The 22,489-nt window shown below is 32.7% G+C and carries 8 protein-coding genes; all 8 read right to left on the reverse strand.

The genetic code is table 11. The annotated features are described in order from the left end of the window. Positions 1–18: 18 nt before the first annotated feature. The 8 genes from Q0662_RS04165 to Q0662_RS04200 all read right to left on the reverse strand — a co-directional run bounded on the left by Q0662_RS04165 (position 19) and on the right by Q0662_RS04200 (position 22,473). Positions 19–2,730: a family 78 glycoside hydrolase catalytic domain gene (locus Q0662_RS04165; protein WP_298947432.1), complete on the reverse strand. Its 2,712-nt coding sequence runs from the start codon at positions 2,728–2,730 to the stop codon at positions 19–21. Between the two features lie 77 nt (positions 2,731–2,807). After that, positions 2,808–5,276: a family 78 glycoside hydrolase catalytic domain gene (locus tag Q0662_RS04170; protein WP_298947434.1), complete on the reverse strand. Its 2,469-nt coding sequence runs from the start codon at positions 5,274–5,276 to the stop codon at positions 2,808–2,810. A 26-nt stretch (positions 5,277–5,302) separates the two neighbouring features. Beyond that, a complete protein-coding gene (locus Q0662_RS04175; RefSeq protein WP_298947436.1) occupies positions 5,303–8,542 on the reverse strand; it encodes a family 78 glycoside hydrolase catalytic domain in 3,240 nt (1,079 codons plus the stop codon). A gap of 73 nt (positions 8,543–8,615) precedes the next feature. After that, entirely contained in the window at positions 8,616–10,532 is a 1,917-nt protein-coding gene (locus Q0662_RS04180) for a hypothetical protein (RefSeq protein ID WP_298947438.1), read from the reverse strand. A 137-nt stretch (positions 10,533–10,669) separates the two neighbouring features. Then, positions 10,670–13,078 (reverse strand): sulfatase-like hydrolase/transferase, encoded by a 2,409-nt coding sequence (locus Q0662_RS04185; protein ID WP_298947440.1) that lies wholly within the window; start codon positions 13,076–13,078, stop codon positions 10,670–10,672. Positions 13,079–13,308: 230 nt separating this feature from the next. Beyond that, the gene (locus Q0662_RS04190) at positions 13,309–16,500 is read right to left on the reverse strand and encodes a BNR-4 repeat-containing protein (RefSeq protein WP_298947442.1); all 3,192 of its coding nucleotides are present in this window, start codon (positions 16,498–16,500) and stop codon (positions 13,309–13,311) included. 326 nt (positions 16,501–16,826) lie between these two features. Beyond that, entirely contained in the window at positions 16,827–18,830 is a 2,004-nt protein-coding gene (locus tag Q0662_RS04195) for a T9SS type A sorting domain-containing protein (protein ID WP_298947444.1), read from the reverse strand. 172 nt (positions 18,831–19,002) lie between these two features. Beyond that, complete coding sequence (locus Q0662_RS04200) at positions 19,003–22,473, reverse strand: glycosyl hydrolase (protein WP_298947446.1); 3,471 nt, start codon at positions 22,471–22,473, stop codon at positions 19,003–19,005. Positions 22,474–22,489: the final 16 nt, after the last annotated feature.

The following is a 22,489-nucleotide window of genomic DNA, read 5'->3' on the forward strand; positions in this document are numbered from 1 at the left end:
CAGACTTCAATGACTCTATTATAATTCAATTCGATAACTATATTTTCCTGACTTAACTTTATACTTTACATTGGGCAAAATAACTTGTGCGCTACAATTAACAGGAACTTCTATTTTATATTCGTAAACTTTATTTGAAACCTTTTTCCATTCCGCTTTTATATCTCCATGAATAGAATTATAGCTTGCTTTGGCAAAATCCATTGCTTTTATAAAGTTGGGTTTTAAAATGATGTTTTGAAACCCAGGATTGGATTCATCTACATTAATACCTACCATGTGTCTGTAAAAGAAATTATCTACAGCGCCCATAAAATGATGAATGTTTGAAGACGTGAATTTATAACCTTCTGGCAATGTTGTAGCACCATTTTTTATCATCCATCCAAAAGATGGCCATTCTTCATTTACAACTACCTTATGCATCATATCTGCATAACCATTTTTGGGTAAATATTCATACGCAGAATGCACAGTAAATACACCACCCCATAAATGATGGTCTTTCTCTTTTACAATATTATTTACTACCTTTTTTTCTAATTGTTCTCTATATTTTTCTGGGACAATGCCGTAATTTAATGCCAAGATATTTACAACAGGTAAAAATTCATGAAATGGTTTTAACCCTACATATTCTACTTTTTCTTCATCAAAAGCCCATTTTTGTAAACCTTTATGAATACGTTCTACTTGTTGTTCTAATCGCTTTTTATCTTTCTTTTTTCCTAGTTTATCAGCCATATAGGCCATACGTTTTAATACTAAATAAAAGTTCATAGAGGCAATTACTTCATTTCCTCCAGGTTTACCTCGTCCTTTATAGGTAGCATCATAAGGCGTAACCCAATCATTAAAGCGTTCTTTAAACATCCCATCTTTTTCGGGAATATTATTGAACTCCCATGAGCGTTTTATAAAAAGCATCATTTTATCCCAATACAAATCAAACAAACGTGTATCGTTATAATATTGGTACATATACCAAGGAATATGAATTCCTGCAGATGACCACAAACTAGATTTTCCTGGACCATAATAATTGGCAGGAACTATTGCAGGAATTCCACCAAATTTATCTTGTCCATCAAAAATATCTCTTGTAAACTTTGTCATTAATGCAGCTAAATCGTAATTAGCCATACCAAATTCCATTCCTGTAACTGCATCACCCAACCATCCGTTTTTTTCACGATGTGGACAATCTGTAGGGATACTGTGTAAATTAAAAATCAAAGATTTTCTGCAGATGTCGTGTACTGCATTTACGGTTTTGTCAGAGGATTCAAAATATCCAACTCTTGGTACATCAGAATGCACATATTTTACTTCTACATCCTCTAATTTAAACTTTAGTTTTCTAAAACTTTTTACTTTGATATAGCGAAAAGCTTTATATGAAAAGCGACATTCGGCATACTCCACACCACCACCTTTACAAACATAGGCCATTTGCTGAAGTCCTCCTGGTTGACTTACTGTAATAGGATCTTCATTTTCTCCAAAATAAATAGTAATACGTTGGCCCTTTTTAGCATTTTTGATGCGTAAACGTACCCAACCAGACATATTTGTACCTACATCAAACCATTGGCCTCTACTTGAATTTTTTGTAGCAATTGGATGAAATGTTTTGGTAACTCGAATAGGTTCGTTCATTTGAGAAACCAATTCTCCTCCAGGATGTGGTGCTGGGTTTACAGTATCCCAACTTGAATCATCTGAACCAACTTTACTCCAACCCTCAATTTCTTTAGTAGCATCATAAATTTCGCCCATGTGTGGACCATCGTAAACTACAGGACCGCCTGTGACTTTCCAGCTTAAATCGCTAACAATATCTTTTGTAGTTCCGTCTTCATATTCAACTTTAATACGACAAATTAATTTTGGCTGACCAATCCAACCACTTTTTTTATAAAATCCCCAATGATCGTAAGCCATCATTCCATAAAAACCACGCCCTAACATGACACCAGCCATATTTTCGCCATTTTTTACCTCTTTTGTAATGTCGTGTGTGGCATATAAAATTGTTTTGCGATAATCGGTCCAACCAGGATCTAAAACAGAGTTCCCTATTTTTTTACCATTGATATACAATTCATAATATCCAATTCCGCTGATGTATGCTTTAGCACTTTTAACCTTCTTTTTTACATTAAAGCCTTTACGTAAGAGGGGTGCTGCATCGTGTTTTTTGTCATCAAAGAAATGATATCGTTCAAACATATTTAAATGGGCTCCAAAATAACTTGGTAATTGAAACTCGATGGCTTTAGATTCAACTTCTTTTTTTCGCCACCATTCAGTTGCCCATTCATCTTGCTTTTTCCAAGCAATCCATTGTGCTCCTTTCCAATCGTTTTCCTTAAATAAACCTGTTGAAAAAGTAGCTGTTTTGCTCCATTTTGAAACGCTATTATTTTTATCCCAAACTCTTACTTTCCAATAATATTCTGATGTTGATTTTAATGGTATCCCTTGATATTCTATTTGAGTAGATTGACTGCTTTTTACTTTTTTAGAATGGAAAACGTCTCCTAAATTCTTTTCTATTTTTTCTTTTGAAGTAGCAACTATTATTTGATAGGCTTTTTGAAACTGACCAGATTCTTCAGACTTTAGTTTCCAAAAAAAACGAGGTTGTTTAACATCAACACCTTCAGGGTTTGATCGATATTCTAATTTTAAATCGTATGGTATTATTTGCGCAAATACATTTTGCATACTAATACTTAACAATATTGTAAAAAATATATTTTTTTTGTGTTTGGTTTTCATATGATTTTTAATGTTTCATTGAATTATTTAATAATTATATCATATTTACCTGAGGTTAACTCAAACCTATTGCTTTTAATTTTTTTATTATTTAATTTAATTTCTTTTGAATTATACATTGGTAATTTTACCATTGCAACTGAATTTTCTGGAATTGTGACTGACCAAATAATACTTTCTGAATTTCTCTTCCAGTTACTTTGAATTTTTCCTTGAGGAGATTTATAAGACACTTCACACCATTCTAAACCTTCTAAAAAAGTAGGTTGTAAGTAGAATTTTTTAAATCCAGGATTGTTTTCATCAGGACGAATTCCCCCTAGACTTTCGTGAAAACTGGCAGCAAAACCACTATTCATAGGGTGATTAAAAGAATTACGATAATAGCGTTTTGATTTATCCCAATTGGCAATCAATTCTGGCCAAGTGCTTAAATTATGTTCCTCAGTCACGAAACCTAAACTAGGATAATCTATAATTTTCCATAAGTGTTGGGTTACTTCACTATGCCTAAAATCATTTAGCATTGTATACAAAGCACGATGTCCAAAAATTCCTGTGGTAAAATGACCATCTTTATCTTTCATAATAAGTTGCGCCAAATTATCTGCAACTAGTTGCTTTTTCTTTTCAGGAACTAATTCTGAATACAATGCAAACGCATTTCCTGTTTGCGAGCCGTAAGAATTGGTTTCTTCATTAAAAAATTCATTATGAAAAGCTTTTTTAACAAACTGTACTTTTTTGGCGTATTCAACAGCAACTTGGTCTTTATTTAATAAAATTGCCATTTTTTGCATCGCTACTAAAGATTGATAATACAATGCTGTTGATGTTAGTGCTGGTGGAGTATCCATATTTGGGTTTCCTCCAGGAGGACACCAATCTCCATAACCACCATTTATAATGCCTTTTTCTTGTACCTTTTCATCTAAATACGCCATCCAACCTTGCATCATATTCCAAGATTTTTTCACAATAGCTGTATCGCCATAATAAACATAAGAAAAATAAGGAATCATTACTGTGGCTGCACCCCAATCTGGTCTTGATTGCAAGTTCAAACGTTTACCAACAGACACATTTGCAGGCGCTCTTTTATCATAAGGAAAAGGATCTTTAAAATGTGCTTTAGAAACGCCCAAGACGGTTTGCATATCGTCTGCCGTTTTTTGCCATAGACGTTGTAAATCAAAATTAAAACTTGCTGCTTCTGCAACTACATAGGCATCCCCCATCCATGCACAACGTTCTCTATGGGGACAATCACTTAACAAACCTTGAATATTATCTTCTATGGTTAACATAGAAGTTTCGTAGAATTTATTAATCTGTGAATTAGAACATTTAAACGTTCCTATTCTTTCCACATCAGAACGAACCAACCAACCTGTAAATTGATCTAGTGTTGGTTTCTTTTGTAAACCTTCTATTTGAACGTATTGAAAACCGTGATAGGTAAAACGAGGCTCCCAAGTCTCAACGCCATCACCTTTAGCAATATATATATCTGTTTGCGTATTTCCGGTAACGTGAATGCCTGTTGAAGCTGGATCTATATTTTGTTTATCGGGCATTAAATGCTCTGAAAAACGCATTTTAATTTCTGTGTCTTCCTTTTCTTGAACCCTTATTTGCAACCAACCTGTCATATTTTTCCCCATATCAATTATCCAACCTTTTTCTGCTGGTAAAATTGCGACTGGTACAATTTTTCTAACTTTTCGCATTGGTTCCAGTTGTTGCTCCAATAAGTTAGTAGTTGGTGCTTTCATTAGCTCTACAGAATTCCAAGTAGTATCTGTGTAATTAGAACTAGACCAATTTTTAATTTCCTTTCTGGCATCATAAGTTTCTCCGTGAAAAATATTATCAAAAAGAATAGGACTGTTATGTGCTTTCCAACTTTTATCGGTTACAATTTGTTCTGATGTACCATCTTTATAATTTATATCAAGCACCATAATAGCGCGTGGTTTTCCATAAGCAAGTCCAGACCAAAAGGCAATATTTTGCCCATAAAAACCATTGCCCAACATAATTCCTAATCCGTTATTTTCTTTTAAAAGTTTTGTAACATTATGACGCACAAAAAAAGCGCGTTTATCATAAGACGTTTGTGCAGGATCTAGCACTCTGTCTCCAACTTTATTTCCATTAAGATGTAATTCATACAATCCTAAACCACAAATTATAATTTCTGCAAATGCAATTTCTTTGGTTATCTCAAATGTTTTTCTAAGTAATACTGATGGATGTGCTTTACGTTTTATAGCTTTCAACTCTTTTAAAGTTGGTTGCCAAGTATTGATATCCATTGGAGGCTGATTTCTAACAAAATCTCTTGTAGACCATTTTTCTAATCGATTGTCTTTGGTGTATCCTATCCAATCAGCCTTATCCCAACTGATAGTAGATTCTTTGGATTGACCGAAAGTATCTTTAGTTGATATTATAAAAGACACTAAAATTAAAAGGACTTTAAGTTTCATTAGATAGTTTATGCTCTATTTTTTATTTATTTCTTATAAATCTGAAATTCAGAAATCATTGGTTTTTGCTTTGCTTCTGATATCATCAACCTACATTTTGATGCAGTAATTGCTTTAAACTCATGAGTTCTATTAGACCCACAGGAAGTTCCATTTGCAATATCTTTCCATTTACCATTTTTAAAGTATTGAAGTGTATAATTTGAAATATTACTTCCTTCTTCTTGAAGTAAAATGGTATTAAAGGTTTGTGGTTTAAACCATTCAATCTCCAACCATTCGTTTGATGTAGTTTTAGATTTCCAATGCGTTTCTAAACTTTCATCATTTGCTCTAAACGCTTCAAAAACAGGTAGTTTTTCAGATTGAATGGTCATTGAAGAGCCATTCATACGCCCAATTAATGCTAAATTATAGGGTTTATTTATGGGGTCAGGATAATTTACTTTTGGTAATTCTGAAACTTTAAAATTATAAACACCAGAACCTACTTCGTAGATGATATAAATCCCAACAGCATCACTTTTTTCTGAGCCAATATAGGTAACTCCTTTTGATTGTTCTGCTAAACCTTCACCTTCTAAGACAACTTCTTTTTTAGTTGCAGGAATATATATTTTTGCTGATGTATTTACAGGAACTTCAACATGAAATGTGGAGTTTTCTGAGGCTTTATTCCAATTAGAAACAATAGTTCCATACATAGATTGATAACTTGTATTGGCAAATTTTAAATCGCCAACAGGCGATGGTTTTACAATAAAATGCTGCATTCCCAGTTTTTCAGTATCTGGACGAATTCCTGCAAACCCTTTTATAAAATACCCACCAATACCTGTATAACAGGTATGAATTTGACTGTTACCAATAGCAGACCATCGCTCTGGCCAAACCGTTTTTCCTTGTTCAATAAAATAGCCATAACTTGGGTGTCTCTTATCTTTTAATAACTCATAAATCAAGTCCATACGCTCTCCGTATTCTGTAAAATAACGCGTATATAATGCTTGCCCTGAGCTTCCTGTGTCATAATACGGAAATTTGTAAAGTACTTGGTCTACTAAATTATTGTACACTTTTTCTTTTTCAGCATCTGGAGCAACACCAGAAAGTAATGCAAATGCTTGATTTACTTGATATCCTGGTCCGTACTTTCCTGTACTAGCATCGTAAATATTTTTATGTGTGGCTTTTCGCTGTACCTCTAAACGTTTTTTATAAACTTCAGCATCTTCTGTTTTGTCTAATGTTTTAGCAATATTCAAAGCGGATTCTAGCATAAACGCATATACGCAATTGTTAAAATGTGCAGATTCTGGCGAGTTGCTAGACGTCCAAAAATTACCTCTAGGCGTACACCAATCGCCTAAACCAGGGAATTCTAAAGAGCCTCGCGTTCCAATTTTTAATGCGCCACCAGTTTCATAATCCGAATGTTCGTATAACCATTGCATCCATTTTTGTAGGGTTGGATAATGATTTTCTAATAGTTTTTTATCACCCAACATTCTATACGTTTCCCAAATGGTAATTGGGCTGTTTGCCATCCACATTAAGAACTCAAAATCATCACCATTAATTACCGCTCGCATTTTTCCATCCTCAGCTTGTGCATCTTGCATAAACTGTGCATATTGTGTCATATACGCCCCACTTTCAAAGTTGGGTAATGCATCACCATACATAGCAGCTACAGTAACTTCTCCCCAACCACGACGTTCACGGTGTGGACAATCTACCAAAATACCATCAATCGTATTGGCGATGTAGGTATTTAAATTGACTTGATAAATTTGATTTAAAAGTTTGCTAGAGCTATTAAACTGACTGATTTGTTTTCTATCATTGGTAATTACATAACCTTTAATATCTTTCAATTCCGGTTTGTAATTAATTCCGCTAATGGTTACCCAGCGACCACCTGCCAAATTAAAACGATTTGTAAAATGCCCTGTTCCTGTGCTATCAAACACATATTTACTACGTTGATTCCAAGACGATTTTACAACTTTACGGTCGGCTATTTTAAACGTAATGGTATCTCCTTCTTTTCCGTTAAATAAATTCATTTCGAAAAAACCAGTATAGTTTTCGCCCATATCAACCACATAGTTTCCTTTTTTGTCTTTTTGAACGCCTATTGGGTTTATTTCTTTATATTTTACTTGTGGCTCCACCATTTGAGCGCTAAGTATTGCTGTAATTTTACTTGTTGGTGGATTTGCATCTGTACTCGGCACCACAATAGCTCCTTTAGGGCCAAGGTTTACATTGGAAACCCCAACTTCTTTTGCGTCATCATTATCAAAAACTACTGCGTTCTGCCAATTAGAATCGTCATAGTTAGCCATATTCCAATCTTCCTCTCGAAGACGTTCATCTATAATTTCTCCACCAAAATCTTTAATATCCCAACGTCCAACATAGGCGCTATAGCTTTTTTTACATTTCCAAGAAGCATCAGTATTTAATATTATATTTTTATCACCAATATTGATATCAGCCTGTGCTTTAAAAACAAAAGGAGCATCGTAATATGCTTTTACTCTTCCCCAACGCGCCCATCCTGCGGCATGCCAAATTCCAATGACATTATCTCCTTTTTTTAGGTGTTTTTTGATATCATAAGTTAAATAAGGCAAGCGTTTTTTTACAAAAGAATATACTGGATTCATTACAGCATTACTTACTTTTTTGCCATTTACATAAACTTCGTGATAACCAAAAGATGCTACATATATAAATGCGGCATTTGGATTATCACCTAAAGAAAAATTCTTTCTGTACCAATTATGATCTTTTTTATTTTGGTCTTTTTTATAAATCCATTCGCCTTTCCAATCGGTTTTATCTAATAAACCCATTGAAAAATTTGCTGATTCACTCCAATTGGAAACTGTACTTGATACATCCCAAGTTTTTACTTTCCAAAAGTATTGCTGTGCAGAGGCCAGATCATTCCCATTGTATTTTACATTAACAGATTGATTGGATTCTATTTTTCCAGAATCCCAAACATCACCAAAATTGTTTTCTATATTCTCTAAAGAACTTGCCACTAAAATTTGATAGGCAGTTTGTTTTTGGCCTCTACTTTTGTTTTTATCAATAAGTTTCCAGCTTAATCTTGGGCTTCTGTTATTTATTCCTAAAGGGTTTGTTCGATATTCACATTTTAAATCGGTTACTTTTAATATTGAAGATGACCCACATCCATAAAAAACGGTTACAAAAAAAAATAATATGAATGGATATCTTTTAATCATTTATAAATTTTTAGACAGGTTTAAAATTTCTGTGATTATTGAATAAATTATAATAAAATAGAATCAGAAAAAATTAACTTACAATTATAGATATTTCCAATTCCTTTTGCCCTTCTTCAAAAAACACTTCTAAAGGCAATGCCTCAACTCCTGGAACCATATTAAAAGTTCTTTTTCCTTCCATTTCTTTGGTTTTAATTGGTGTATTTGCCTTAATGGTTACCAAACCTTCTGGTTTTTGAATGGTAATTTCTTTATCACTAATCTTTGTTACAACTTCACTTGATGGAGAAATAATTGGTAATACAAAAGCAGTTGGTTCTTTAATAACTTGTTTCGTAGTAACACTAATTTCTGTTTTATCTGCAATACAATTATAACTAATATTAAATGCAGCAGCAGTTCCTTCAACTTCTTTTCTCTCTACATTTTTTAATTTTACGTCAGCGATCAATTCAATCGCTCCATTTTCATCTTTAGAAGCAACTGTTGCTGGTAAATCGTATAAATTTGTATACCAAACCTCATCTTTAAAAGTTTCTATTCTTGGTGTTAAACAAATATCCTTATTAGGTTGTACTTGTTGGTTATTTTTTTCAACTAAAGCATATTCTGCCATACTTGCAGCACATAAAAGACCTACTTTGTTATGATATAAAACTCCTAGAGCACCACCTGATGCTTGACGAAAATCGTATTTATAGTGATATTCTGCATCGTAAGCACTTACAGTTCCTCTCCAATCTCCACGTGCAAAAAGAAATACATCTAAATCTTTAAAGTGTTTTACACCATCTGCGGTTTTTCTAGGCAAACTTGCAGTTGCATTTATTTCTGGCAGATGATCCCAATGATCTAACAAAGCTGCTAAAGGTTTTGCATGTGTAAATGTATGATGCACACAAGGTGGGATATCTGCTTCAATAAAACCTGGACCACCATGAATTAATCCATCTGCTGTGCAACGTTTTAGTAATTCTGTATTTTTTATTGCTGCTGTTCCAAAAGCAGGATTTATATCTGCCATCATTGCAAATGCAGGTTGGCTTCCATCACAGGTTCTGCTTCCCCAATAACTCCATTTATACATTCTGTTACCCCAACTATTGTCCCAAGCTCCATCTGGCAACATAAATTCTAAATGACTATTTAAGGATTTGGTTAAGATTTGCAGTAACTCTTCATCTTTCTCCTTTATAGCATACATTACCAAGCTATTCAAAGTTTCTTCTACGTTGTAACCTAAATCTACTCCATGTAAGCCTTTTTCACTTAATTTACTTGAGCTTTTTTTACATTCGCCAAATAACAAACTTTCATTTTCTGTAAAATATGCTTTTACTTCTGAAGCTAATTTTTTACTTTTTGCTTTAAAATCATCTCTATTTAAAACATTTCCTATTAAATTTAATCCATAAACTGCTGTTCCTGGATAATTGATATTGGTAAAGTCTATTGTAAATGTGTCATAAATATATTGACCTGCTTTTTCTAAACGTATAGTCCAAGCTTTTCTAGTAGCTTCGTCTAAAACATGCCCATGATAATGTAATGATTCAGCTAAGGCTATGGCTCCGAAAATTGTAATTCCTTTCCAAGACTTTGGGTTTTTAATTACGGTCCAAGCACCATTTTCTTGAGATACGTTATTATCTGCCCAAGTCATAACTAATTTAGCACCTTCTATATATTTTTCGTCACCAGTTTTGTCTGCCATATATAAAAAAGGATATACTGCATCCATACAACGTCCGTGAATATGTGAGCAAGAAGGACATCCCAATGCACCATGAACCTCTAAATTGGATGGATTGTTGATTTGTACTTTTAGCATTCCGTCACTCCAATCTTTTAATAGATCTGTAATCAGGTTTTTAAACTCTAAAGAATGTTCTGGGTGATTGGTACAAGCGTTTAATAATCCTGACATTGGTAAGGTTAAACCAACACCTGCAAATGCTGAAAGTTGAAGAAAGTTACGTCTTTTCATTTGGGTTATATTTTATTTTTTAAACTTATTGATATTGTATTTAAAACCTATCCTGTTTTATCCTGTTTCTTAAAAATAAAAAAACCAAAAGAAAACCTATTTCTTTTGGCTTTGTATAATTTAATTTATCAAAAGTTTTATTGAATAATTAATTTAGTATGATATATTTTATCATCATTCGTAACAGCTTTTACCATATATAAACCTGAAGTAAACTGATTATTATTTTCAATTTTAAGATTTCCATTTAGTGTTGAACCTTTGTAAATAGTTTTTCCTAAAGTATTATATATAGTAATATTTGCTTTTGAGATATTACTTATTGAAATTGTAAATGCATCTTTTGCAGGATTTGGATATATTTTAACAGTATTATTATCTAAAACGAAATTATTTGTTGACAAAGTACCAACAGCCTTAAATACCCATACTTGATTTGATGTAATAGCAGACCTATTTACCCATAATTTTACGTTCTGTCCATTATTGGCTCCTGTACCTCCATCTATAGAATACCCAGGCTCGTTACGTTTTTGCAAACGATAATTTTCACCATCTCCAAATCCTATTTTTTTGAAATGTTGATTTTGATTGTTAGAATTACAATCACTTAATGCCACATTTTGATTATCTACAGCACCATCACCTGCATCCAAACACAATTCTGCATTACGCTTCTTATACATATAAAAATCTTGTTCTACATTTACTTCTTCCCATTGTTGGTTAATATCATTCTCATTACTTTGCCAAAGTTTTACATTGTCATCATTTGTGCCAGCATCCATAGCAAATGTTGGACTATTATATTTTTGCAAATGATAAACAGGATTCGTTCCAGGTTCTGTTATAATAACATCGTTTTTTTCAGAGATTAAAGTGCTGGCATCATCTTTAGTTGCAATAGCATCTATAGTGTAAGTACCTACAACAGATGGTGTCCAAGATGCAGAATATGGAGCAGTAGTATCTGTTTGATAAACTTCGCCATTTATTCTAAAAGAAACCTGAGAAATACTACTACCTTCTTCTGCTGTTGCTTCTGCCTGTATCTCAATATCTTCACCTAAATTAAAAACAGTATTATTTGCTGGAGAAGTAACTGAAACCTCAAATTTTAATATTCCTGAATTATCACCAATATTTCTATCAGAAAAGAACGACTCCATATCTAAAGGAAATCTTTTGTATAGCAAATTAGCCATTCTATCTTGAACTTGAGAATGCTCTGGTTTATTTGCTAAATTTTTATCTGCAACTTGACTTACACCATGAAAGTACAACTCTTTTTTATTTATTGCTTGTGTCGTTCCATCTCTCCATTCTGTGTATCTCCACTCTCCATCCGTAACAGTAACTCCCATAATAGCCCCTTTTTGGTATAAAGAGTAAGCCCCATCATTCCAATCCATATCTGGATTATCTATAAGCTGTAACATACTTTTACCATCGATTATAGGAGATTCTAAATTACAAGCTTCTATAATAGTTGAAAAAATATCTACATTTTCTACCAATGCATTTGATGAAACATTTGTTTTACGTGATTCGTGACTTGTTTCTCTACTAATGATTAGAGGTACCTTTGTATCAATCTCCATATTAGAATGCTTGTTCCAAGACCCATATTCTCCGATTTTATAACCATGATCACTCATAAAAATAACCATAGTGTTTTTTCGTAAATCTAATCTTTCTAACTCATCCAAAACTCTTCCTACTTGAGCATCAACGTAACTAACACATGCATAGTATCCTTGCCTTAGTTTTTTTGTAAGCTCATCATTCAAATCTCCAGAATCAGGTATTCCATCATAACCTCGTAACTCTCCATAATTTGTTAGTGCTAAACTATACATGTCTGTTGGTCTATCTCTACTTGGCACTTCAATATTATCTAAGTTATATAAATCCCAATATTTCTTAGGAGCATTAAAAGGTAAATGAGGTTTACTAAAACCTAGAACCATCAAAAACTTATCATCCTTTATCGAGTTTAAAGTAGTAATAGCATCTCTTGCTACTGTTCCGTCTTTATATACGTCATCATCAACGTCTGCATCTTCATTAGCAGGCTTAATTCCAGCATTTTCAGGTAAAACATATGTATTATCCTTTTTACCAATATAAGTTGTCCAGTTACTTTTATCATCTATACCATGATGATATACTTTACCTATACTAACAGTTTCATAACCGTTGTTTTTAAATAATTGCGGCATGGTAACTACCTCGCTATGAACAGACCTTAATCTTGTGAAAATATCATAAATACCTATAGATTCTGGTCTTAAGCCTGTTAGAATACTCATACGTGATGGAGCACATATAGCTTGTTGAGCATAAGCTTGATTGAATTTTACTCCCTCTGTAGCTAACTTATCAATATTTGGACTTTGAATATGTGTATTACCGTAACAATTTAACTCATCTCTTAAATCATCAACCATAAAAATTAACACATTTTTTTGTGCGTTGACCGAATAAAAGCTTGTAAGTATTAAAAAAAGCAAGAACAATTTAAATTTAAATAATGGAGTTTTCATAAAAACAGTTTCTTTGATATTAAATTTAATTGACTTTATATATTTCTATTTTTACATTAATGAATACAACAACCTGTTCTTTCTCTTGTATATTGTTGTAAAAATTACGCCTTTTCATTAATGAAATTTATTAAGTAACTATGAGAACTCTATCCTGTTATATCCTGTTTTCTAAAAATAAAAAGCCAGAAGAATAAATTTCTTCTGGCTTTTTAAAAGCTTACCTTTTTTTAATTAATGACTAATTTTGTATGGTATACTTTATTATCATTTGTAATTGCTTTTACCATATATAATCCTGGAGAAAACTGACTATTACTTTCAATTTTAAGATTTCCATTTAGTATAGAATCTTTGTGGATAGTTTTTCCTAAAGTATTATAAATAGTAATATCTGCCTGCGAAAAATTACTTAATGAAATTGTAAATATATTTTTTGCTGGGTTAGGATATATTATTAGTTTAGATTCAATTAATTTTTCATCTTTCACTCTTAATGGTTGGCTAGTTGGAAGTACTTTCCATATACTTCTTTCATCTGTATCATCAACTGCAGTTGTAATTACAGTACCATCTTCATTGTGATATAAAAAACGACCAGAAGTACCTGCCTCAAAACGATAGGTATTATTAGTTTCATTAAAATGAGAAGTCCATATTTTATCTGAATCTGAAGCTGGGGCAACCTTTGTTGTACTTACTACTGCATAAGCCCCTGCCCCAAAATTAGCTCCTGTAGCACGTAAAATACCACTATTCATATTATCGATATTCACAAAAGTTGTATTTGGAACATCAGTAATCTCCCACTGCCTGTCTTTATCTCCTTCAGTATTGTGCATAATAACCGGTTGTGCACTAGAAGTCCCTTCTCCTAAAAATTGACCAGTAGCCACATTTCTGAACCAAAATATATTGTCTGAACCTTGATCTCCTCCTTGATTAGAGGCATCACCAATAATCATTTTATCGAAATTAAACCCACCAACTTCTCCAACAACTTTAATTTTTTGTATCCCTTTTTGAAGCTCAATTGTGGTTTTGGTTGATAAGAATCGGGTTAAATTTGGTGTTTTAACAAGAGTTACAGATTTGAGTAGAGTTGAACCCTTCATAATTTTCAACTTTTTACCAGTTGTGGTTGAAGCTGCAAAAACTTCTAATTCATAAGTTCCATCTTCTGGAACATCAATAGTATATTCTGCAAAATCATTTACATTCCAAGAGTTTAAGTAAAACACAGAATTACTCCATCTTGTTACACTTACACCACTTTTAGAAGTATAATATTCAGCTTCTATTTCAGTTGGAATTTTATGTGTTTTAGCTTGAACTGTAATTGTTTTTGAAGCTTGAGCTCCTGTAAAATATTCATTTCCTGTATCAGAAACTGTAACTGTTGCTGTACCTGCACCCAATGCATGTCTTACTCGATTACTCCATACAATAGCCACTTGATTATTAGGGGCAACAAATCTTAATTTGGCATCTGGATTATTGCTAGTAGCATTTAGACTAAAAGCTGGATCACCTGAAGTTACAGTAGGAATATTTTGAAAATTAATCACCTGTTCACGTATGGGTACATTCAACTCATAACCTACTATTGGGGCTGCATTGAATGTTTCATTTCCAGTTTGCAACGCATTAATTGTAGTTTTCCCTGCTCGTTTTACTTGTAATTTTCCATCAACAATAACAGCTACATTAGGGTCTGTACTTTCATATTCAACAGGTAAACCTGAGCTAGCAGTTGCATTTAAAGTTTCATCTGCAGAACCCCAAACAAAATTTGTTGTTGACAAACTAAAGTCTATTGTTTGATCTGCTTTCGATGTATTTGCATTTATAACTAAAGTCTGTGATACATCAGCTGCATTGTTATAGTCCCCATTTCCAGTTTGACTTGCAATAATATCACATGAACCAACACCCATAATCTTTACTTTATTGCCTTCTACTATACGTGCTATATTTGTGTTAGATGAAGTATAAGTTACTGGCAAACCAGAGGTTGCTGTAGCTGTTAATTCAAAATTAGCATCGCTTTCTGTTTTTTCTATTAAAACATCAAAATTGATGGTTTGTGGAGTGTATTCTTCTTTTTCTAATTGAAAAACAAAACAATGTACAGGAACTTCTGCGCTATTTTTTACTTCACTAAATACCATTGCTATAATACCATCATTCATTATTGTGATGCTTTTTTTAACACTAAGCCCAATACTTCTTCTAAAATCCTCTCGCCAATTATAAGTGCCAGCCAAAGCACTAGTTACAATAAAATTTCCGTTAGAAATATTGAATTTATACATACGTTTTCCATAAAAAATACCTAGAGAGCCTTTATTTCTGTCAACCACAAACTCTTTTTCGTTAGCTTTTTTTAGGTAGTTATAATTTGATGTCCCTTTTGGTTTTTGGTACATGTATATATCATTTTTAGGCGAAATAGCTACTTGAGGACCTCCTGCCCATCCTGCATTATCTGGAACACTTCTTGGATCTGCAATTAAAAACGGAGCATGATCTATAATTGGTAAGTTGTAACTTCTACCATCTACTGTAGTTGCTTTATCATTCATTCTCTCACCCAACTCCATTAAATATACTCCTTCGTTTAAACGTGTTGGTGACTCTGCCCATCTTGGTGAATATGCGTAATAAAACTTACCATTTATAAAATGAGCACTACCGTAAGCAAAATTTCTTTCACCCTGCGAAACTTCTGAACCTCTTCCTTTTATAATAGTCGTTTCAGGAGACCAAGTATCTCCATTATAATACGTCATAATAATATCACCTCCTACAGCAGAACCAAGTCTTCTTTCAAAATACATTTCTCCTTTATCATTATTAAACAAATCTGGATAAGTAACACCAGTTACTTTTTTGCCTAGAATTAAATAGTTTTGTTGAGGCAGGAAATTTGCAGCAGTAAATTCGCTATCAGGTCCGTAAGCTATATTTTTTTTTGATCTTATATAATTTAAATCTTCATTATGATGATCGAACATTAAATGAACTGTTCCGTCTATAGAAGATATACCAACATTTGTTGTTAGGTGTGTATCTCCTTTACCTCCTACCAAACTCATTTTTGCAGGCAATGCAACATGTACCCATGAACCTTCTCCAATTTTTTTTCTTGAGATCATTAAAGTACGATCTGCCCATCCTCCACGATACCAAGTAAAAAACACAAAACCATTGGAAACTTTCATACAGTTTCCATGAGGATTAATACTTTGCCCATAGTGAAAGGGTTTTGGGTCATCTGGTTTCCAAAAATATAAAGCTTTATCTGTAATTTTTGAGTTTTCTAAAAACGTTACTTGAGCTGAAGTCGCATTAGAAAAAAGATATGCAAACAAAAATAATACTAAGATTAATCGGTAATTTTTAATAGAATTTGCTATCATGGTTGTTTGTGATTTTATTTGATTTACAATACTTTTTTTGAAAGTTTCAATTTTCTATAGCTATTAATTTCTTACTTAAGAGCAGAATATTAATTTTATTTTGAATTAAATAGATTTATTATTAATCCAAATCTAAACGGTTTATTTCACAAACATATCCTGAGGTATCCTGTCATATTAAAACATAAAAGTTATAGGAGAAAAAAAGCAAAAGTCAATACGAATTGTATTGACTTTTGCTCTACTAATATTAATGGAATTATCTAAAATTAGCTTTGCTTTAAACAGTTCAATTAGATTAATTCCTTTTTATTGTATTATTTCTTTTACTTAATAATAAATTTAGTGTGAAATATTTTATCATCATTAGTAACAGCTTTTACCATATATAATCCTGGAGCAAACTGATTATTATTTTCAATTTTAAGATTTCCATTTAGTGTAGAACCTTTGTAAATAGTTTTTCCTAGAGTATTATATATAGTAATATTTGCTTTTGAAATATTACTTAATGAAATTGTAAATATATCTTTTGCTGGGTTAGGATATACTTTTAAAGATTTTACATTCAAAACGTTATCTGTAATACTTAGAGATTGACTTGTTGGTATCACTTCCCATTTACTTCTATCATCATCTGCAGTAGCAATAGAATGAGTTACAGTACCATCTGCATTATGATATAAAAATCGTCCTGCAGTTCTTGATTCAAATCGATACGTACCATCTGCTTGGTTATTATAAATTGTCCATGTTTTATCTGTATCAGCAGCTGGTGCATTTTTAGTTGTACTTACTACTACATAAGGTCCTCCTGGACCTCCTGCTCCAGGTGCACGTAATATCCCTAAAGTTTCGCTATCAATATTAAAATAAGAACCACTTTCTACAAAAGTCCAATGTGTGTTTGTAGCTTCCCCTGAATCTGTCATAGTAACCGCTGTAGCACTTGTACCAGAATCAGTTAAAAATTTACCTGTTGCAACGTTTCTTAATCTAAAAATATCATCAGATGGAGGTGTATTTCCTGTATCTTTAACCTCTGCTTTTTGATATGTAGTATTTGCCCATCTAAATTGAGCTCTACCTCCTTTTACTCTATATGCTCCATATCTTATACCTGATTCCAAACCTCTTTCTGGCTCAGGAATATTGTAATTAAAAGCTTCACCCCCAATTATAGCATCACAATAATGAATTTTTTTTGTTGCATCATTTGGGTCTTGTCTAAAACCTACTTCTAGTTGAAAATCAACTTCCTCATTTTTATTTACTCTTTTAAGAAAAACAACTTCTCTTCCACTACCTTCTCCACCACGTTCTAAAATACGTTCTGCATAAATATCAAAAGCTACTTGTTTGCCAGCATTGATGCCATCTCCATAAACAGGATGTGCTCTATATAAAAGAATTGCAGGATCATTAGAACCACCACCACCAGAATGTTTTCCTTTGGCCTGTGCTAAATAACTTCCATTTTGACTGAAAGACCCTCCATCTCCAACTTCTAATATTCTAAAAGTTCCGTTAAATCTTGCAAAACTACCCACACCAGTTTCATTAGACCTTGGTAAAGAACGCTCTATTCTTGGTTGTAAACTAGCTCCATCCCAATGGTTAGAACCATCAGTAATATTATAAACACCCCAAGTTTTACCATTAAAACTACTTTCTGAATAGTCTGAGTAACAACTTCTATCATCTGCTGTACCTACATTTACAGAATTTGGTATGTCTACATTTCTAGTATTGTCATTCTGAAATTCACCCGAAGATGGACAACTTAAATCTGTGCTAGTATCTTCATCAGGTGCAATTTCTACTGGAGTTTGTACATAGGGAATTAGTTTCCAATTACTTCTATCATCTGTATCTGCTGCTACTGCATGAGTTACTGTCCCATTTTCTTCATGATACAAGAACCTTCCTGTTGTTCTAGAACCAAACCTATAAGTATCATTTGTTTGATTGTGAAATATTGTCCAAGTTTTATCTGTATCTCCAGCAGGTGCAGCTTTAGTTGTACTTACCACTACATAAGCACCTCCTGGGCCACTAGCACCTGGTGCACGTAATATTCCTAAAACTTCACTATCTATATTGTAATACGAACCACTTTGAACAAATCTAAAATGAGTACTTACAGCTTCTCCTGAATCTGACATAGTAACAGCTGATGCACTTGTACCAGCATCTGTTAAATATTTGCCTGTAGCAACATTTTGGATTCTAAAAACACCATCAGAAGGGGGTGCGTCTTGAGCAGTTAAGCCAAGTGAGCATATTGCTACTGCGAAAAACAATAGTGTTTTAAAAGTATTTTTTGTCATAATGAATCTTCTTTAATTAAGGTAAAATTCTAAGGTTTTGTCTTAGAAAGTATCCTGACCTATCCTGAGGCATACTAAATTACAAATTGTTTAACATTTAATTCAATTTTTTGAAGTTTAAAAAAAGAATTAAAAATTTTTATCACATAAATTATATATACTAATAATTGTACTATTGGTGATTTAATTTGATACTAACTGGACCAATTAAACCAGATTTTTCCAATTCAGTTTCATTATTTTTTGGTCGAGCTGTTGTCCAAGTTTTCTTAGAATTCTTTGGTCTTTTATTATCGAAAATTAATTGATTTCGCCAAGTATTGGTTACTTTAATTTCCAATTTATTTTCTCCAACTTGTATTTCGTCTGTAATATCAAACTCAAAAGGAGGTGCCCATTTTACACCCACTTTTTTACCATTACACCATAATTCTGCAATATTTGCAACTTCTCCTAAATCAATACTCATGAATTCTCCTAACTCTGTGACTTCAAAAATTTTGTTATACGTTATTGTACCTGAGTAATGTTGTATGGCTTTGTTTTCCAATTCAGTTAACGATTTTAATTCATCAACAACAATAGACTCAGGAGTATCCCAACCTTTATCAAAAGATAATTGCCAGTTGTTTTGTAATGACATTTTTTTAATATCAATTGACTTTACAATTTCCTTTCCATTTTGATGAAAGATATACTCTCCAGATTTTGATGCTTTAACATCATCTTTATCCCAAGATATTTTTGGGTAATCATTTGTTTTATGAATTTGATACCACTCTGTTTTGGCATCTAAAATAGTTTGGTTATTAAAGGTTACTTTTGATGCAAATGATTTTTTATCACTTTTAGAAAACACAATAATTGTGCTTCCATTTTCAGGTAAAGAAACAGCAACATTTGTTCTATTAGTTGATGATTTCCAAATTTTAGCATCTTGTTGAATTCCTGTAAACGCATCCCAAATTTGTGGGGTCAAATCTTGTATTCTAAAACTTAATGACAAATCAACTGGATTTTCTTCTTTAGAAGCTACAAAATAGATATGCGCATCTTTTGTTTCTCTGTGAATCCAATTAATATCTAAATCTTCAGAGACAATTACGTCTTTGGCTATTTTTTCTGCTTGTAAAACTTCATCAATGGTTTTACCCCAATAAACTCGACCTTTTCCAACTTGTTTTACACCGCTTTTGGTGTTATCCCACAGTTCATCAGCAATAAAAAGTAATTCTTTTAAATCATTCTCATTGTCCATTAAACTTGGTGAATCTTTAGGTTTATCACCCAAAATTACTGCCCCATTCATCACTAATTCTTTCAGTTTTTTTGCTGTTGATAGCAGTATACTTTCTGAATCTCTTAATTTGATAATTCGATAATCCCCTCCATTTTCAACATGGATTTTATCTTCTTTAATACTGATTTTTTCTTGTAATATTTCTGCATTTAAATAATCAAATCTATATCCTTTTGGGAATTCATCTAAATCAAATGGTGGACGTTCAAAATGATCTCCATAATACCATAATACATCTGCCACATATTCTCCTTGTTGCAACACATATTGGTTTCTAGATAAATACGCTATCCAATCTGGCATGTACTTCCACCAAGTTTGCTGGCGTACAAAAGGAAAACCAATATTACCACCAAAACTAGATCCTGGATTTACATCTGTTTGTGGTGTATGAGAAAACGTGTGAAATACCAAGTGATTTACACCTTTTGCAAAATTATAATCGATTAAATATTTTACAGAAAAAGGGTGTTCATTCCACTTTACTCCAACTTGTGTACACGCTTCAGCTGCTAATTTTGGTTTATTATATAAATGTGTAGCTGAAGAAGCGTTATAAATTGGTTTTGCATATTCATTTTGATCTGATGGAGCTTTTGGATACCAAAACTCAGTCATTGGAATATCACTAACACCATAATATCGCATGGGATCTACAGGTAAAACTTCTCCACCAGCACCTTCTGTATACACTTCTGCGCCCATTTCATGCGCAACTGTTGCAAAATGTTTGAAGAAATTATCAATAAAAACTTCATCCATTGTTTGGCGTAGATCTCTTAAAAATTTGGTTGTGGTTGCTGTATTTTCTATAATATAACCCATTGTAGCAGGTAGATATTTTTTTAAACTATATCCTCTTCTTTGCTCAAATTCTTTTAACATATCTTCAGAATTGATTGTCCAAGTAGGTACGTGACTTTCCCAACTATCAATTAATAAACCGTGTAATTTTCCATCTCCAATTGGCCCTCCATCTTTAATAAGATTTCCAATCATACCGTTTTTTAAATGATTTTCTATGGCAATTTTATCGAGTTTAGAAGATTCCCAACCTGTAGCTTCTGGCACTGCAGGTTTGTTGGTCAATCGCATATTGATATGTCCAAAACGAACAATTGTCCAATTTCCATTAGGAACATTCCACGTTAGTTTTCCATCAGCAGATAATTTATCGGTTAAGTTGATGATTGTCTCAGGCTTTATGATCGTATTTTCTGCGTAATTATACTGTACTTCTTTCTTTAAACGTCTTAATACTTTTGCTGCTTTTGCTTCATGATTGTGCAATTTGGGTTTTGCACTTAATCTTATAGATTCTGGAGCAATAGCGTGTTTTCCTAAAAAAGTAAATTTAAATTCAGTAGCTGTTGTTTCTGGAACGGCTAAGGTTAGGTATTTGCGTCTATCATTCCAGTTAGCATCTGGTATTTTTAAGGTTGTAATTTCTTGTAACTTATTATTGATATGTGCCTCTACTTTAATCGAAACTTCTACTCTTGGATAATTTGTACCTGTAATAATATGGCGCAACTGAGGGAAAACTATAGAACGCAAAGTAATCTCTTTATCAAACGAAGTTTTTACCCAAGTTTTTTGGTTCTGTACTTTTGAAACACCTACTTTTCTATACTCTTTAAGTGGTTTTTTTAATCGAGTATTTTTTCTGGTAACAGTTAATTCTGAATCTGGATTAAAAATATCTTGCCAAGGAACTAATGGATTGTTTGTTTCAATTTTTGAAGGATTGTATGGTTTTAAATCATCACCTGCTAAAGTTGGAAAAGCCAGTACCTGAATATCTTTATAATCGTAATCTGGAGTATGGTATAGGGAATCTATCTTTAAATTTTCTTGAAAATGTTTGCCTCCTGAAATGTGATACGTAGTTTCTACCACTTCACGTTGCGCCTCATTTGCAGGCACCCAAGGCCCACCAGTCATAGACCAACCAGGACAATTTTGCATGGTGAATTTTAATCCTAATCTTTGGCATTCATCAGCAGCAAAACGAATCATATCCTCCCATTCTGGGGATAAAATTTTAATTGGTTTTACATTAGGAAAAGCACGACCAGCTTTATTAAATAAATGAATTCCTTGTAAATCTGCATCTTTAATGGCTTGCAAATCTAATTTTAATCCTTCTTTGCTAATATTGTTTCCATTTAAATGGAACCAAGTTTCTGGATGGTATTCTTTTGATGGAGATTTGAAGTTTTGAGATAACTCTTTAAAAGTTGGAACATATTGTTTTTGATTGTTGTCTAATTCTTTTTGATTTGATTTACATCCTAAAAAGAGAACTATTAACAAGAAGTAGTAAAGAGATTTAAAATTCATTATTGAGGTTTTAAGT

It is taken from the genome of uncultured Polaribacter sp. (assembly GCF_947503855.1).
Taxonomy (GTDB): Bacteria; Bacteroidota; Bacteroidia; order Flavobacteriales; family Flavobacteriaceae; genus Polaribacter.

Excerpts from the sequence above, each read along its gene's own strand:
- Q0662_RS04165 (WP_298947432.1), bottom strand. The coding sequence starts at position 2,730 with ATGCAAAATGTATTTGCGCAAATAATACCATACGATTTAAAATTAGAA.
- Q0662_RS04170 (WP_298947434.1), bottom strand. The coding sequence starts at position 5,276 with ATGAAACTTAAAGTCCTTTTAATTTTAGTGTCTTTTATAATATCAACT.
- Q0662_RS04175 (WP_298947436.1), bottom strand. The coding sequence starts at position 8,542 with ATGATTAAAAGATATCCATTCATATTATTTTTTTTTGTAACCGTTTTT.
- Q0662_RS04180 (WP_298947438.1), bottom strand. The coding sequence starts at position 10,532 with ATGAAAAGACGTAACTTTCTTCAACTTTCAGCATTTGCAGGTGTTGGT.
- Q0662_RS04185 (WP_298947440.1), bottom strand. The coding sequence starts at position 13,078 with ATGAAAACTCCATTATTTAAATTTAAATTGTTCTTGCTTTTTTTAATA.
- Q0662_RS04190 (WP_298947442.1), bottom strand. The coding sequence starts at position 16,500 with ATGATAGCAAATTCTATTAAAAATTACCGATTAATCTTAGTATTATTT.
- Q0662_RS04195 (WP_298947444.1), bottom strand. The coding sequence starts at position 18,830 with ATGACAAAAAATACTTTTAAAACACTATTGTTTTTCGCAGTAGCAATA.
- Q0662_RS04200 (WP_298947446.1), bottom strand. The coding sequence starts at position 22,473 with ATGAATTTTAAATCTCTTTACTACTTCTTGTTAATAGTTCTCTTTTTA.